This window comes from Desulfocastanea catecholica (assembly GCF_054657295.1).
This window is the reverse complement of record NZ_BAAHYZ010000017.1, coordinates 33,920-49,348: the sequence shown is the minus strand read 5'-3', so window position 1 is coordinate 49,348 and position 15,429 is coordinate 33,920. Positions and strand designations below refer to the sequence as shown.

Genomic DNA, 15,429 nt, shown 5'->3' with positions numbered 1-15,429 from the left:
TCGCGTGGGGGAATTTTTTTGATAATTCCCCTGGTCTCGTCTTCATCTTTCTGCGCTCTCTCATCAAAAAGGAGAGCAAGAGGCCGTTCGGTACTCCATAAACCGGACGGCCTTTTCGTCTTTTACAGAAAGTGTCTGCAGCTTCTTCCTGGTCGAATCCAATCCGACAGCCGATTATTGCCCTTGGGACCTGCCCAGTTTCATGTTACATATGTACTGAGTACACAGCGAAAATATTTTCAGTTGGTCACCTGCAACAAATAAAAACCGATGGCCTCCTCTACTCTTTTAAATAAAACTCAAAATATGCTCAACCGACTTTTTTTCATTTTGTTTTTTGCGGCGGTTTTTTCCCAGCTTGCCGGTATTTCCATGGCTGCAGGCCAAGACCCGGGAAAAAGCGCCGAAATCTCGTCGTCAACACCTGCGCCAAAGAGGTTTGTCACGCGAGGGACCGAGCTCATTGATCTGCAGAAACAGAAGGCGGTTTTTTTCAGGGGAATAGGTTATTCCCCCTATCTGCCCAATGAAACCCCCCTGTATGGTGCGCCCCCCGGAGATGATGACCGGTATAGGGAACACCTCGGTTTGATGCAGGATATGGCAGTTTCCTATGTACATGTTTTCCCCATGAAAATGCCCAAAAAATTCTTTGCGGCTCTTGATCAGACCGATATGGTCTACGGACAGGATATCTGGATGTGGGCCTACGAAGAGGATTTCCTGGCGGAACCGTTTCTCGCCAAGACCCTTGAGGACATCAAGGGCGTCATCGATCATACCTACACGGTCGGTCGGCCCGATCGGCTGGTCTTCTTTTCCGTCGGGGATGAGCTGCAGGCCGATGCGGTGGTCAGAACGAATAGTCGCCACCCCGAAGTACGCAGCTACAAGGGGAAACATCTGCAGGTAAGCAACCGGACGCCGACCGAAATCGCCCTTGCCCGACTGATCGACGGGGCCATGGAATATGAATTGAGCCGTTATGGTCAAAGGCATCTCTATTGCCACACCAGCTGGACGCACATCGGTCCAGTCGAGAGGCCCGACCTCGAAGTACCGAAGGAGCACATTATTAATCCCGATCTGGGCGATCTGGTCTGCCTGAACGTCTACACCTACGCCAATGGCGTACGCACCTCTCCCCCGGGGTCCGTCACCGGCACCAGTTATCAAGGGTATCTGGAAGAACTCGCTGCAGGAACGGACAAACCAATATTTATTACCCAGGTGGGACTGTCCACGTCACCTTTTGAGCCAAAATCATGGGTGCCCGGTTTTGGTGGCCATCAGGTAGACAAGGTGGCAAAGGACTTTGCCGCCATCTGGCAGGATATCCGTACCGCCAAAGGCAAGGAGAAATTTTGCGGCGTGGCTTTTTTTGAACTGCAGGACGAGTGGTGGAAGAGCGGCGAGGATCCAACCGATTCGAGCCGTCATGAGCGGGAGGACCCGGAAGAGTGGTTCGGTCTCTACCAGGTGGGCAGCGATAATCGTCTGGTGCCCAAGGGAGACCTGCCTAAGACAATCAGGAGTCTGTACGGTAAGCCGTAATAAAGTACTCTCTGCTCTCGCCAGAGTGCTGCCGCGACGAGCTTGACGACTTTATCGCCGGCGGTGCACTCCATGAATGAAGGTGTGTGACGTTTTTGCGTGATCTTGCCATCAGGGAAGGGTACCATATTGAGTCTGCTGTGAGGCTGTCTGCTCAAATCTATTGTTTGTTGCGGGTGCAGGGGAGTTTCGCATTATACTTCGTCAGATCGAATCGAAAATATGAGGGATGAAAACTATGCAGAAAGAAAAACTACATATTGCCTTAGTGGCCGGCGGGGTCTCGGGGGAACGGGAAGTTTCACTCAGTGGGGCGGCGAGTGTCGAAAAAGCCCTCGATCCGGAAAAGTTCATCGTGCGACGATATGATCCCGCGACCGATCTGGCCAGATTGGCAGGCGACGCACCCGAGATTGATTTTGCCTTTATTCTCCTCCACGGCTTATACGGAGAAGACGGTACCATGCAGGGTTTTCTTGAACTGCTTGGCGTGCCGTACCAGGGCTCCGGGGTGCTGGGCAGCGCCATTGCCATGGATAAACAGCTGGCAAAAGAGCTCTATGCATTGCATGGTCTGCCGGTGGCCGAGTCACGGATTATTACCGGAGAGGAGAAGCTCGACGGTAAGGAGCTGGTCCAGCAGTTCGGTTTGCCGGTGGTGGTGAAGCCGGTCCATGAAGGATCGAGTCTTGGTCTGACCCTGGCAGGATCCGAAGAGGAACTGCTTGCCGGAATTGCCCGTGCTTTGCGTCATGATTCCCATGTCATGGTGGAAAAATATATCAAAGGCCGTGAGCTGACCGTCGGCGTGTTGGGCAATGATAAACTGGAGGCGTTGCCGGTAATCGAAATCGTCCCCGGCGAGGGCTTTAGTTTTTTTGATTACGATGCCAAATATAAGGCCGGGGCGACGGAGGAGATATGTCCTGCCCGCATCAGTGCAGAAACAACCCTGCTGGCGCAGCAGCACGCGGTGGCCGCCCACAAGGCCTTGCGCCTCAGAGGCTATTCCCGGACGGACATGATCCTGACCGACGAGGGCACGTTATATCTGCTGGAAACCAACACCATCCCCGGCATGACGGCCACCAGCCTTATGCCGCAGGCAGCTGCCGTACACGGTTTGCCGTTCCCGCTGTTTCTTGAGCGTCTGGTAGAGCTGGGCATGGAGGGGCGACCAAAAAAATAGGCCGGCCGAGCTGTCCATGCACATCTGGACCTTAGATGACAATTCGGTGAGGGGCATTGAAAATGTTCACCCGGTCCGGTCTGGCATAGGCGGCAAGGGTTGCTCCCGCCCTGCGGGCAATGGCCAGTCCGAGCGATGATGGTGCTGTCCTCGACATGATTATCGGGATACCGATCCGGGCACACTTCAAAACCATATCGGAAGTAAGGCGGCCGGTGGTGTAAATCGCGCTTCTCGCCGTTGCCCGGCCGAGCAGGATGGCGCCGAGGACCTTGTCCACGGCGTTATGCCGGCCGACATCTTCGTAAAAAAGCTGCAGCCGACCATCCTGCCATAAACCGCAACCATGGACACAGTGGGTTTGCGGACCTAAAGGAGAGCTTTGCAGGGCCTGGCGGATGAAGTCGCTGATTTCCGGAAAGGTTATCGTGCATTCCTGCAACGGTTCAAAGGCGCCTTCAAGCATCTCTTTGGATATTTTACCCGTTCCGCCGCAACCGGAGGTGATGATGACCTCTTTCGGTTCGGTACGTTCAACATCGGCATAGACGGCAATACGGCCTTCAGGGCAGACATAGATTTCTCTGATTTCTCCCGGCTCTTTTATATAGCCCTGGCCGAAGAGAAAACCGGCGCCGAATTCCTCCAGACCGATCGGCAGGACCATTGACGAGCCGATGGTGTCATCATTGAGGGCAATGGAATAGGGCGTTTCAATGGCCAGTTGTTCGAGTTGTTCCCTCGACCCATCGGGGGTGATGACGGTTGTCGTATGGCTCATGGTGAGCCGGGTGCTGACTGGATGCGGTGTGTTCATGTCTGTCTGTCGTCTCAGGTATACTGTCGGTTAATCGGTTATTCATATCCGCTCGACACCCTAAAAGGAGTGGCGAGTAATTTCAAGCATCATTTTGCCCTGGAGCTGGCCCTGGATCATCGAGCAAGGGTTTGTTCCAGCAAGGCATATTTTTGATCCATGGACAATATAGAGTAGGTAGACTCGGATCACGGCCTTGTCAACCCCTTTTCTCCATGCACAAGGACGAGCAACTTCCTTGCATTTACGCCCTTTACAGACTAATTTTCAGATTATTTTTCCCCAATTCTTTACGCCGGTGCCGCGGCTTCACCTCTCCAAAAAAAATGTCTCGGAGAAATCGTATGATGAGGTTGTTGTCTTTTTTACTGCATGTCCTGATTTTTATCATTGTCACAGGACAGGGGGCAGCATCTGCGCGAGCTCAACCGCTTGTCCTCGGCCAATCCTGTGCCCTGAGCGGTCCTGCGCAAAACCTTGGCCTTGAGATGCGGGCCGGTCTGCTCGCCGCCTTTTCTTTAATCAATGACGAGGGCGGCATTCATGGGCGGGAGATAATCCTGCTCAGCCGTGATGACGGATACGAGCCGGACAAAGCGGTGAGAAATACCAAATCCCTGATCTATGATGATCAGGTGTTCGCCCTCATCGGCGCTGTCGGCACCCCGACGTCCATGGCGGTTGCGCCTATCGTCAGTGAAGCGAGGATTCCCTTTTTTGCCCCCTTTACCGGGGCTGAATTTCTCCGCACGCCTTTTAACAGCTACGTCATCAATGTTCGGGCAAGTTATTTTCAGGAGATGGAAAAACTTGCCTCCTACCTGATTGATAGAAAAAAGATCAGCAGGGTCGCCTGTTTTTATCAAAATGACAGTTATGGCTTTGCCGGGCTGCGCGGCATTGAAATTGCCCTGGCCAAGAGGGGCATGACCCTGGTGTCCAAGGGAAGTTACGAACGAAACACCATTGCGGTTATGGGCGCCCTGCGCGATATTTACCAGGAGAAGCCGGAGGCGGTGGTGCTTGTCGGCGCCTATTCCGCCTGTGCCGAATTTATCAAATTGAGCAAAAACAAGATTGCCGGGGAGGTGGCGTTCTGCAATATATCCTTTGTCGGAACCGAAAGTCTCAGGGCGGCCCTTGGCGGCTACGGCCAGGGAGTGATTGTCTCCCAGGTGGTGCCCTCACCCCTCGATACCGATATCAGCTTGATCGGGGATTTCAAAAGGGCCATGGCCAAATATCAGCATGATGCGCCGATAAGCTTTACCTCCCTGGAGGGTTTTATCGCCGGTAAATTGTTCGGTAAAATTGCCCTGACGGTGAAGGGCAAACTGACCAGGGAAAAATTTATTTCAACCATGGAAGAGATTGGGCAGTTCGACCTCGGAGGACTCCTCCTGGAATTCGGCCCTGAGGATCACCAGGGGCTGGATACCATTTATCTAACCCATATCTATCCGGTTGTCGAAAGGCTGAAGGACGATGAATGATGTATCGAAAGAGATAAACAGGATAGAAAGACCTTCAATGCGACTCTTCAGAAAAATCACCCTGTCTTCCGCCCCGTTCTACGCCTCACTGGTGGTGGTTACTTCGCTTGCTGTTTTTATCGGCGTTTTTTGGGCCATTACCGAGTATCAGGTGTATCAGGAGAGTATCGACAATATTCGTAATACCTACCAGCTGCAATACGAAGTGCGGGTAAAAGAGGAGCTGGCCAATGTCGTCGATCTGATAAACTACCGGCGGCAGCAGAATGAGTTACGCGTTGAGCTTGATATTCGTGAGCGGGTACAGGCCGCCTATACTATTGCCTCGCACAAATATCGGCTCTACAAGGATGAGAAGAGCATTGATGAAATACGCTCCAAGGTCATTGAACTTCTGCGACCGATGCGCTGGGATAACGGACGCGGCTATTATTTTGCCGGCAGGCTGCAGGACGGTTTGATCGACCTTTTTGCCGACGAGCCCTTTTTTGAAGGAAAATCCGCGGCGGAGTTCGAAAAGGTGACCGGGCAGGACGTTATTGGTGATATTGTCAGCATCGTTCGTGATAAACAAGCCGGATTGTACCGCTATAATCTCATCAAGCCAATGTTTCGCTGGAAAATTTTTCCAAAAATCGCTTTCGTCAAATACTTCGAGCCGCTTGACTGGTATATCGGGGCGGGCATTTATACCGAAGAGCTTGAAGAAACCTTGCAGCATGAGATCCTGGCGAGAATCCGTAATATGGAATTCGGCAAGGAAGGAGAGGCATTTTGTTTCCGCGCCGACGGGACCATTCTCAGCAGTCGGGACGAGCGGCTTATCGGCCGTTCGGTAAGAGATTTAGTTGATAGTGATGGCCTGAAATATGGTGAAGCCTTTCTCCAGAGGGTGCAGAATAAAGACAGGGAGGGATACGTCCACTACTCGCTGCACCGGCCGTCGACTGGAACATCGCATCAGAAGTTGGGCTTTGTGCAGGCATACGAGGATTGGGACTGGGTGTTGGGGACGGCTATGTTTATGGACGCCATGGAGCAGTCCATTGCCACCGAAACCGAAATGTATCAAGAAATCTCCTTTAAAAATGTTTTTGCCTTTATCGTCTTTTTTGCCATTGGCGTCGCTTTTCTGCTGCTCAGTACCTTCTTCTATTCTTTTAAAATCAAGCAGGGCATCACCTCGTTCACCAATTTTTTTCGGGAAGCGGCCGATGCGAACGTGACTATCAGCAATGATGATCTGGTCTTTCGCGAATTTGAGGACCTTGGCCGTCTGGCCAACCGGATGGTCGATGAGCGGGTAAAAAACGAACTGCTGCTGCATCGCGATGAACTGCGCCTCGATACCCTGTTGCGTCTGGGCATGATGGAAAAATATTCCCTGCAGGATAAATACGATTTTATCCTCCGCCGCATTGTTCAGATAACCAGAAGTGAAGAAGGCTATCTGGCACTGGTGAATAGTGCCCAGACGCATATCACGCTCTGTTCCTCTTTTGTCTTCAATAAACAGGATGCAGAGGACCGGGAAACAGAGCTGATTCCCGCCAGGTCGTTGGCATACGGTGGTCTTCCCGGCCGGGCGGTTATGAAAAAAACCGCCGTCATCGCCAATGATGTCTCCTTTGGCAAGGAAGAGGATATCTATCCTTACTGCAACGCCATCACGCGACATCTCGATGTGCCTATCTACAATGACGGGAAAATCGTCATTGTCGCCGGCGTCTGCAATAATAAAGAAAAATATGACAACTCGGATATTCGTCAGATGACCATGCTGCTCGAGGGGATGTGGCTGCATGTGCTGAACAGGTGTACCGAGGAGGAACTTGCCCGGTTGGAGCGGCAGATTATTGCCATCAGCGAAGAAGAAAGATCGAAGATCGGCCGGGATCTGCATGACGATCTCGGTTCCCACCTTACCGGCGTGGAGCTGTTGAGTAAGGTGCTGCAGCAACAACTGAAGAATGAGGCGCCGGAGCGGGAAAAACAGCTTGGCACGATCCGCAATCTGATCAGGGATGCCATTGAAAAGACCCGGCGGCTCTCCCAGGGGCTCTACCCCGTGCATGTCGTTGAGTATGGGCTGCAGTCAGCAATCGAGGAGCTGGTTGTCGAGGTGGAAAAGATTTTTAAGGTTAATTTTGATCTTTCATGGGAAGGCGGTGATAAAACCCTCGGTAAAAATAGTGCCACGCATCTGCACTATATTATCAGGGAAGCGGTCTTTAATGCCGCGCGGCATGGCAAACCAAAGAATATTGGGGTATATATGCGGCTGGATGAGGAGGGGTTTTCGTTGAAAATTGTCGATGACGGAACAGGTTTTGACGGTACCCCGGCGGCAACCGGCATGGGGTTTCATACCATGAAATATCGGGCCAAGGCGATCGGTGCGGTACTGACAATCATTTCGGATACACAGGGCGGCACGGTGATCACCGTGACCGGTGAGGGGTTGGAATGAAATCAAGAGTGATAATAGTCGACGATCATCCCATCTTCAGAATGGGCATGGCGGAGCTGCTCAATCAAGAAGAGGACTTCCACGTCTGTGGTCTGGCGGAAGATATTGCCGGCGCCAGAAAAATGATCCAGGACCAGGCTCCCGACCTGGCCATTGTTGATATCACTCTTGCCGGCGATAATGGGCTCGATCTGGTCAAGGAACTCTCCGCCCGGAAAATACCGTTGCCTATTTTAGTCCTGTCCATGCATGACGAGCAGGTCTGGGCGGAACGGGCTATCCGGGCGGGAGCCCGCGGGTATATCATGAAAAAAGAGGCCAGTGAGAATGTTATTTCGGCTCTGAGGAATATTCGCGTCGGCAGGATCCATGTCAGTGTGAGCATTATGGAACGGCTGCTTGATCGACTGCAGATGAAGTCGGAGACGCCGACCAGCTCCCGCGTCGACCTGCTCACCGATCGGGAACTTGAGGTGTTCCGGCTGCTTGGCACCGGTCTGTCCACCCGTGAAATAGCCGAACGTATGAAACTTGGGGTGAAAACCATCGGTACCTATCGGGACCGTGTCAAACAAAAGCTCGGCATTAAAACAGCGGCGGAGCTTATCCGTCGCGCGGTGCTGTGGACCGAACAGGAATTTTCCAAGTCCCCCGGACCTAACAACGTAGGCTAAATCCCTACAGGCGCAGTTGCCTTTGTCCTATGCAACAAAAGGGGCCGAGCTGATTCTTTTCTTTGCTGAATTTTCTTATACTGTCGTTGGAAAAGTTTCTTTGCAAATACCATATAACTCGGTATGTTCTACGCTGCATGACCGTGCTGTCTTTATTGCAATGCATGCATGGAAAGAGACCGATAGCAGCTCGAAGGGAGCTAATTTTAAGAGGGACGAAAAAAATATGTCGTCTATTGTAACGTTCATCGGCTGGCATGACAGCGGCAAAACTACCTTGGTGAGACAGGTTGTCACCGAGCTGAAAAAGATGGGGTATCGGGTTGCCGTCATTAAATCGAGCAATGATTCGGGCATAGAGTTCGATACCCCGGGCACGGATACGTTCCTGCATAAACAGGCCGGGGCGGACAGTGTCATGCTGGTGGCGCCGGACCAGATGGTCCTGCAGACGAAAAACAGCGGACTCTCTCTGAGGACCCTGGCCCATAGATATTTCCCCGATGTTGATATCGTCATCGGTGAAGGATTTAAAACGGCTAAAAAAATTCCGAAAATTGAGGTTTTCCGGAATCGCGACCAGAAACTTCGTGAAGAAGTGCACGGGGTTATTGCCGTTGCCACCAACCTCGACGGGGTTGCCGGCAATTATGTTTTTCGCCTGGACGAGGCGTCGGAAATCGCTCTTTTTATTGAAAAAAGATTCCTTATCGGTAAGGAAGGCAAAGAAGTTCTGGCGCTGCTGGTCAATGGCAATAAAATTCCCCTGAAAGATTTTATTCAGGAGGCATTAGCCGCAACCGTATACGGTTTTGTCAAGACGCTTAAGTGTCGTTCAGATATTAAAGAGATCGAACTGCGCATCCAGGTCGAGGATATGAAAAAATAATTTCTTCCCTTTTGTCGATGGGGCGGATGTAGCGAATTTACCTTTTTTGTTCCGCCTGCATTCTTAGCTTTTCTTCTTCCTGGCTAATCGGTTCGTTGACAATCAGTTAGAAGCGGGTCTCAAAATAGGGGAGAAGGGCCTCCGGCAGAACAATGCTGCCGTCTGCCTGCTGGTAATTTTCAAGAATTGCCAGGAGCGTTCTGCCGACCGCCAGTCCTGAACCATTCAGGGTGTGTACCAGCTTGCTTTTCTTCTGACCGTCCGGCCGGTACCTGATGCCGCCTCGACGGGCCTGGAAATCAAGAAAGTTAGAACATGAAGAGATTTCCCTATAGGTCTCCTGGCCAGGCAGCCAGACTTCAATGTCATAGGTTTTTGTGGCGGAAAAACCAAGATCTCCCGTACACAGGACGACCACCCGGTAATGCAGCCCGAGGAGTTGCAGAACTGCTTCGGCGTCAGCGAGCAGCAATTCCAGCTCCTGCTCCGAGGTTTCCGGGGTGGTGAACTTGACCAGCTCCACCTTGTCGAACTGGTGCTGTCTGATCAACCCCCGGGTGTCGCGGCCATGGCTTCCGGCTTCGGACCTAAAACAGGGCGTATAGGCGGTGTATTTTATCGGCAGATCTTTTTCCGCGAGGGTTTCATCGCGATGAATATTGGTCACCGGCACCTCGGCGGTGGGGATGAGATAAAGATCGCGGTCTTCGATTTTAAAGAGATCTTCTTTAAATTTAGGTAACTGCCCCGTGGCCGTCATCGACGGCGTATTGACCAGAAACGGCGGCAGCACCTCGGTATAGCCATGTCGCTGGGTATGCAGATCGAGCATGAAATTGGTCAGCGCCCGTTCCAGTTTTGAACCAAAGCCCTTCAACAGGGCAAACCGTGCCCCGGAGATCTTCGCCGCCCGCTCAAAATCGATGATGTCCTGCTGCTCGCCGAGTTCCCAGTGCGGCTTGGCGGGAAAGGAAAAGGTCGGTTTTTCGCCCCATTTTTTGATTTCGATATTATTCGAGTCATCCTGACCGACGGGAACACTGTCATGGCAGAGGTTAGGGATGGCCATGACGATTTCCTGTAAGGATTGCTCAATACTATTCAGTTCATTATCAAGCTCTTTGATCCGCCCGCTGGTTTCACGCATTTCAAGGATCAAAGGGTCGGCCTTCCGCCGGTCCTCGTCGGATCCACGCTTGAGGACGGCAATCTGATCGGAGACGGTATTACGCTTATTCTTCAGTCCTTCAACCTCGGTCAGGAGGGCCAGCCTTTTCTGGTCGGTAGCGGCAAAATTATCGATCAGGGTAGTTCCCATACCCCGGCGGATGCATTTCTCTTTTACCAGATCAAGGTTTTCTCGTATAAATCGCAGCTCAAGCATAGTATTTTATTTGGTTTATATGAATAGTTAACAGCGGGAGATCTATTGTTTATCATGGCTGATTGGTGAAATCAACCTCTATCAAATGGCCATTTTTCTGCATACTGATTCTCTTCGCTGCGGTTTCGGTAATTCTCGCAAACTACATGGAATTTTCCTACAAAAATGAGACGCCACGCGCTGCCCATTATATTTCTTGACGTTTTTTTGTCCTGCTGATTATCATTGAGACAATGACAACCCCTATTTCTCGTTTTTTATACCTGACAAAAGGTTGATACCAGTGGATTTTTCAGACAATTTTGACAACCATGTTGCAATTTTAGAGAATTTTTTTGCTGCCGCGCAAAATAACAGTCTGCTGCAGCATTCAAGCAACACGCTTGGTCAATTACGCAGGCAGCTGCGCACAACATTGAATGAAATCCTGGTCTGGGGACGGCCGCACCTTGAAAGAACTCGAGGGCTTCACTGGCCGTATGAGCAGTGTGCCCTTATCGCCCCTGACCTCGAGCGAGTGTATCATCAGCACGGCGACACAACAGTTACCAGACAAGCCCTGCTGTTTCTCTCATTTTTGCCGGTTCCAAACCAATGGCGCTGGTTGGCCAAAGCTCTCGACGTTCTGCACGATGAGCCGGAGATTATTGACTTCTTAACCACCGAACGGCTGGCGATCCAGGCAAAACTTTCAGAAAAGCGACAATCCACCTTCAAGCTGCGACATTTTGTCCAGATTTTAAAATCTCCTCGCTTGCCCCATGAAAAAGGGGTGCTGCGGATTTTTTCTCTTCCCTATCTCTTTTTGGATAAGCAGGCATTGAAAAAAATCGCCGACCAGTATGTCCTCTATGTAGAACCTCCGATGGGTGTGGTTTTTCGGCACGCCTGGTGGCGGGTTTTCACCGAACTGCACGACCCTTGTGTTTTTGGTCTTGGTGGTGAGGAAGATAGACATTTTGTCGCCATGCAGGCCAATACCCATGTTATTTCTCTGGCCCATGGTGATTTTTTACGGGAAGCCGCTCCACCGGATCCTTCAACGGCAAAAGATATTGATATTGTCTTTAATGCAACGTTTGATGACATGGCGCGTAAACGTCATTTTTTCATGCTGCAGCTTCTCAAGGACCGACGCCTGGTAACAAAAAAAGCGCTGTTTATAGGCCGAGGCTCTCTCCGTAATGTGCAGGCGTTTCAACGAATGGTCGAGACGCAGGGCTTGAGCGATCGAGTCATCGTCCTGTCTAATGTACGCCGTAAAGATATCCCTTCCTATCTTGCCCGCTGCAAAACAGGGGTACATCTGTCCCTTTATGAAAACAGCTGTCGCTGCGTTTACGAATATTTCCGAGCCGACATTCCCTGTGTTCTTTCATCGGCCATGGCCGGAGTGGACATGACGATATGTAATGCACAGACAGGCAGGGTCGGCCGGGATGAGCAACTTCCTGAAGTCGTAGCGGACGTGTTGCTTCATCGCCGCGCGTATTCGCCACGCAACTGGTTTCTCGCTCATTCGGGCAGTCAGCATAACTCTCGAAAACTCAATGACAGCCTGGTAAACATCTTTACTGAAAACGGCTATGTCTGGCAAAACGATATAGTACAGTTGACCAGTAGCGGTGCTAGCCGGTACCTGAAAAAAGACCATTATCACCAGTTTCTGCCGGAATTAAACCAACTGCTTACCCTGCTCCAGCCGTCGATCGCCCCATCCGTCAATCTCGTCGTTGATGAAATGTAACTTATGCAATCAGCCTCTATCAAATTGCAATTTAGCCATGCTTCTGCTACCTTGTCCTGCAGAAAGTAAAACGAACGACGTTTTCCGATACGGCGACCGATACTGCAATCACCGGCACACCTGATATATTCCCATGGCGGCACACACAAAAATCGTTACCTTCGTCGTTGAATTGCGAAAATCTATCCGTAATCTGGCGCTGGTACTCTGCTGCTGCACCCTGGGGATCTTTTTTCTCTCGCCGCAGCTGCTGCATTTCGTGCAGGGGCATCTGGCCGAGAAACTGTATTTCTTTTCCGTGGCCGGGCCATTTCTCGCCCATGTGAAGCTGGCACTCTTTGCCGCTTTATATATTCTTATGCCCTGGTTTGCGGTGGTCATCTGGCGGGCTCTGGGCAAGCCGTTCGGGGTCTCCGGAGGACAGTTGTTTTTCTTTATCCTGTTTACCTGCCTGCTGTTTTACGCCGGGACGATTTTCTGCTATTATATAACCCTGCCGTTTGGCATAAATTTTTTGCTTGGTTTCAGTTCCGAGGAACTGAAACCGGTAATATCCGTCAGCCGGTTTGTGAATTTCACCACCATCTTCATCCTGGCTTTCGGCCTTATTTTTGAATTGCCTATTTTTATGGTCTTTCTCGCCAAGGTCGGGGTATTCAAACGAAGGTTTTATGAGAAAAACAGACGGTATGCCCTTTTGCTCATCGCCATAGCCTCAGCGCTGTTGACACCAACGCCGGATATCGTCAATATGTTACTTATGGGTGGGCCGCTTTATCTGCTCTATGAATCGGGGATACTTATCCTGCGGGTTTTGCGCATCGGACTGTAAGAAACAGCAGTGCTGGTGGAGAGCCCCAGGGGCAATGGTTGTTTGCCTGGCGCATTATACTTCGATCAGTTCAATACCGGCCGATTGAAGCAGTGCCGCGGTAACACCCATCCTGCCGTGTACGGCACATGATGGACTGCGGGCTTTGAGGCATGCCATGCCGGTGTTTTGCAACCGGGCAAGGTGCAGCACCTGCCGGGCTCCCCGGATAAATTCGGCCGTAATGTCGAGACCGCTTTTGGTACGTACTTGAGCCGTCCCGGCAAGGACATCCGCACCGTCACCGCCGACGATATCGGCGGCTTCTCGAGGCGTGGGCAGGCCGCCGAGTTGTTCGGGGCAAACGGGTATCCAGACCATTGCCTGCATAAGCGCCGGATAGTCGGGGGGAGTCTTGACTTGTCCATCGTAGCGGGTGCAGAGGCCGACCAGGCAGGCACTGACCAGACAAGTGGAATGTTGATTTTGCATTGTCAAGGAAATAAGTGAGTATGGCATTTATACAACAGAAGCAGAGCCCAAAACCAAAGCAAAAGCTTTCCCCTGTTCAGGAAGACCGGGTGATGAAGATCGTTGTCGCCCTGTTGGTTGTTGCCGTGCTGTGGATAATTTTTGCTCCAGGAGCAGGAATAGTAACACTTCTCAGTAAACGATCCGAATTAACGAAATTAGAGCAGGACAAGGTGCGGATTGAGCAGCGCATTCAAACGCTTCAAGCAGATATTGACCGTTTGAATAATGATCTCTCCTATCTTGAGGAGATCGCCAGGAAAGAGTACGGTCTCCTCAAGAAGAACGAGAAAGTGTATGATTTCTCACCAGCAAAACCCGAAAAAAATAAGTAAAAATGGAAGGTTCTCACGGAACCTTTGGTCAGGACGCTCAGGAAAAACGTGATTTTCCACCACACCCGGAGGCCGGGGCTGACGGCAGTGACATGCCTGAGCTACGCCTGAAACTGCCGGCGGAAATGATCTTCGTTACCTTGTCACTTTTACATTTGTTGCATTGCACTTTTCCCGCATCGCCGCTCGACGTTGTCAGGATCTCAAATATGTTGCCGCAATCGCTGCATTTGTATTCATATATCGGCATTTTTGTATCTCCAATGCATTTTTCTGCCGGTGTCCCTCTGTTGCTTAAGTGCTGTTCACAGGTCACATCAGGGGTTGACCGAGCAAACCTATATCTTGCGAACAGGGAGAGAAATAATCCCTATTTGAGCAAATTTGTGAAAATATCACATGATTTGCATATTTCCAGTTTGTCTTTCCGGGAAAGATCCAGGGTACAGTCACACAAGGTGCCGGATAAAAACCAGCAGAGATGACCGCTCTGGAACTCCCAGGCGGGGCATTGCTCTTTTACCGCACAGGTTTTTTGTTCCCAGCATGGTGTAAGGCTGTTTTCCCTGCCCCGTTGATTGATAAGCAGAAAGTAGATGTGTCTCTCAATATGTGTCGGAATTGTTCTCCAGCCCTGCTCATAGCTGTGAATAGTTTTCAATGACATCCCGAGGAGTTCTGCCAGTTTTTTCTGCGTTTTTCCGAGCTTTTTTCTGGACAGACTGAATTCTTCCTTAGTCAAGATCCGTACCTCATTGGTGTAAATAGTATGCTTACAAACAGCAGCGGTTGAAAACAATAATTATTTGGCTTAGCCAATTCTGATAATAATAATTATATGTTCAATAAATACCAAATTTCCCCAAAAAAGGCTTTGATTTTTCGTGCAAATCCAGAGAAAAGATTGTTCCATTTTCCTGGTAATGGTTAATATGGTCCTATAAAGTTACCAGGGAGTTGTGTACACTCATTCTTCTGTTCAGCTTTTCAATTCAAGAGGTCATTGCTACTATGAATATTTGTCGGTTGGTGAAGGTTTTCTCGGTCGTTCTGTGTCTTGGCATGCTGTTTCTTTCCGGTTGTGCGAATTTTCTCCACCCGGAGATGGGGGCAATTGCCCGGCCGGAGGCGCGGATTTCGCTGGCGGAAAATGGTGTACAGGAAGCCCTTTGGCAAACAAAGGATTTGCTAATGAGCTATTCCATAGCGCAGAGCGATACCGCTTTCAGCCTGTCCGGTCAGCTTGTTTTTGACCGGAGCCTGACCGATTCTTTCCCAATGATAAAAAGGTTCACCCTTAAAATGAACTTTCTCGATGGTGAGGGGGGAGTCATTGAAACGGTCGATATCACGCCGCTCTTCAGTTCTTTTGGCCAAACGCCGGATGAGCTGACGATCAGATTTTCCGGTGTCAGGCCAGCGGCTGCTGCTGCCATTGCTTTCAATTACTATGGGGCATTCAGGGGGAGCGCCGAGGAAATGGGCGGTGCTAGCTGGGACATTTTTTATTTTCCGTTTGATTAGTTATCAATATC

15 protein-coding genes are annotated in these 15,429 nt (G+C 50.7%); 10 read left to right on the top strand and 5 right to left on the bottom strand.

Annotation, left to right across the window (positions count from 1 at the left end; all coding sequences use genetic code 11):
- Positions 1-372 precede the first annotated feature (372 nt).
- Positions 373-1,554: a hypothetical protein gene (locus tag ACYQ8U_RS15465; protein ID WP_459946457.1), complete on the top strand. Its 1,182-nt coding sequence runs from the start codon at positions 373-375 to the stop codon at positions 1,552-1,554.
- Between the two features lie 238 nt (positions 1,555-1,792).
- Complete coding sequence (locus ACYQ8U_RS15460; RefSeq protein WP_459946456.1) at positions 1,793-2,743, top strand: D-alanine--D-alanine ligase family protein; 951 nt, start codon at positions 1,793-1,795, stop codon at positions 2,741-2,743.
- A 31-nt stretch (positions 2,744-2,774) separates the two neighbouring features.
- On the opposite strand, the gene fdhD is transcribed toward ACYQ8U_RS15460, so the two are convergent.
- Positions 2,775-3,560, bottom strand: a complete 786-nt coding sequence (gene fdhD, locus ACYQ8U_RS15455; protein WP_459946455.1) for a formate dehydrogenase accessory sulfurtransferase FdhD — start codon at positions 3,558-3,560, stop codon at positions 2,775-2,777.
- Positions 3,561-3,904: 344 nt separating this feature from the next.
- Between fdhD and ACYQ8U_RS15450 the strand changes: the two genes are divergently transcribed.
- The 4 genes from ACYQ8U_RS15450 to mobB all read left to right on the top strand — a co-directional run bounded on the left by ACYQ8U_RS15450 (position 3,905) and on the right by mobB (position 9,086).
- On the top strand, positions 3,905-5,053 hold the full coding sequence (locus tag ACYQ8U_RS15450) for an ABC transporter substrate-binding protein (RefSeq protein ID WP_459946454.1): 1,149 nt from the start codon (positions 3,905-3,907) through the stop codon (positions 5,051-5,053).
- Positions 5,046-7,523 carry a cache domain-containing protein gene (locus ACYQ8U_RS15445; RefSeq protein ID WP_459946453.1) on the top strand — a complete coding sequence of 826 codons (2,478 nt, stop codon included), beginning with the start codon at positions 5,046-5,048 and terminating at the stop codon, positions 7,521-7,523. The genes ACYQ8U_RS15450 and ACYQ8U_RS15445 overlap by 8 nt, the downstream gene beginning before the upstream one ends.
- Positions 7,520-8,197, top strand: coding sequence for a response regulator transcription factor (locus tag ACYQ8U_RS15440; RefSeq protein WP_459946452.1), 678 nt, complete (start codon positions 7,520-7,522; stop codon positions 8,195-8,197). The genes ACYQ8U_RS15445 and ACYQ8U_RS15440 overlap by 4 nt, the downstream gene beginning before the upstream one ends.
- Before the next feature lie 226 nt (positions 8,198-8,423).
- The gene (gene mobB / locus ACYQ8U_RS15435) at positions 8,424-9,086 is read left to right on the top strand and encodes a molybdopterin-guanine dinucleotide biosynthesis protein B (protein ID WP_459946451.1); all 663 of its coding nucleotides are present in this window, start codon (positions 8,424-8,426) and stop codon (positions 9,084-9,086) included.
- A gap of 106 nt (positions 9,087-9,192) precedes the next feature.
- Here mobB and serS read toward each other — a convergent pair whose 3' ends face one another.
- Positions 9,193-10,470: a serine--tRNA ligase gene (gene serS / locus ACYQ8U_RS15430; protein ID WP_459946450.1), complete on the bottom strand. Its 1,278-nt coding sequence runs from the start codon at positions 10,468-10,470 to the stop codon at positions 9,193-9,195.
- 283 nt (positions 10,471-10,753) lie between these two features.
- On the opposite strand from serS, the gene ACYQ8U_RS15425 reads away from it, so the two are divergent.
- Both ACYQ8U_RS15425 and tatC read left to right on the top strand, forming a co-directional pair.
- Positions 10,754-12,217, top strand: a complete 1,464-nt coding sequence (locus ACYQ8U_RS15425) for a glycosyltransferase (RefSeq protein ID WP_459946449.1) — start codon at positions 10,754-10,756, stop codon at positions 12,215-12,217.
- 133 nt (positions 12,218-12,350) lie between these two features.
- Positions 12,351-13,049, top strand: a complete 699-nt coding sequence (tatC, locus tag ACYQ8U_RS15420; RefSeq protein ID WP_459946448.1) for a twin-arginine translocase subunit TatC — start codon at positions 12,351-12,353, stop codon at positions 13,047-13,049.
- Between the two features lie 54 nt (positions 13,050-13,103).
- Here the strand turns inward: tatC and ACYQ8U_RS15415 are convergent, their stop codons facing one another.
- Positions 13,104-13,520, bottom strand: a complete 417-nt coding sequence (locus ACYQ8U_RS15415) for a 2-thiouracil desulfurase family protein (protein WP_459946447.1) — start codon at positions 13,518-13,520, stop codon at positions 13,104-13,106.
- A gap of 20 nt (positions 13,521-13,540) precedes the next feature.
- On the opposite strand from ACYQ8U_RS15415, the gene ACYQ8U_RS15410 reads away from it, so the two are divergent.
- Positions 13,541-13,894 carry an FtsB family cell division protein gene (locus ACYQ8U_RS15410; protein ID WP_459946446.1) on the top strand — a complete coding sequence of 118 codons (354 nt, stop codon included), beginning with the start codon at positions 13,541-13,543 and terminating at the stop codon, positions 13,892-13,894.
- A gap of 37 nt (positions 13,895-13,931) precedes the next feature.
- Here ACYQ8U_RS15410 and ACYQ8U_RS15405 read toward each other — a convergent pair whose 3' ends face one another.
- Together ACYQ8U_RS15405 and ACYQ8U_RS15400 are read right to left on the bottom strand one after the other, a co-directional pair.
- Positions 13,932-14,144 (bottom strand): FmdB family zinc ribbon protein, encoded by a 213-nt coding sequence (locus ACYQ8U_RS15405; protein ID WP_459946445.1) that lies wholly within the window; start codon positions 14,142-14,144, stop codon positions 13,932-13,934.
- Positions 14,145-14,264: 120 nt separating this feature from the next.
- On the bottom strand, positions 14,265-14,636 hold the full coding sequence (locus ACYQ8U_RS15400; RefSeq protein ID WP_459946444.1) for a helix-turn-helix domain-containing protein: 372 nt from the start codon (positions 14,634-14,636) through the stop codon (positions 14,265-14,267).
- Positions 14,637-14,905: 269 nt separating this feature from the next.
- On the opposite strand from ACYQ8U_RS15400, the gene ACYQ8U_RS15395 reads away from it, so the two are divergent.
- A complete protein-coding gene (locus ACYQ8U_RS15395) occupies positions 14,906-15,418 on the top strand; it encodes a hypothetical protein (RefSeq protein WP_459946443.1) in 513 nt (170 codons plus the stop codon).
- The last annotated feature ends 11 nt before the right edge of the window (positions 15,419-15,429 follow it).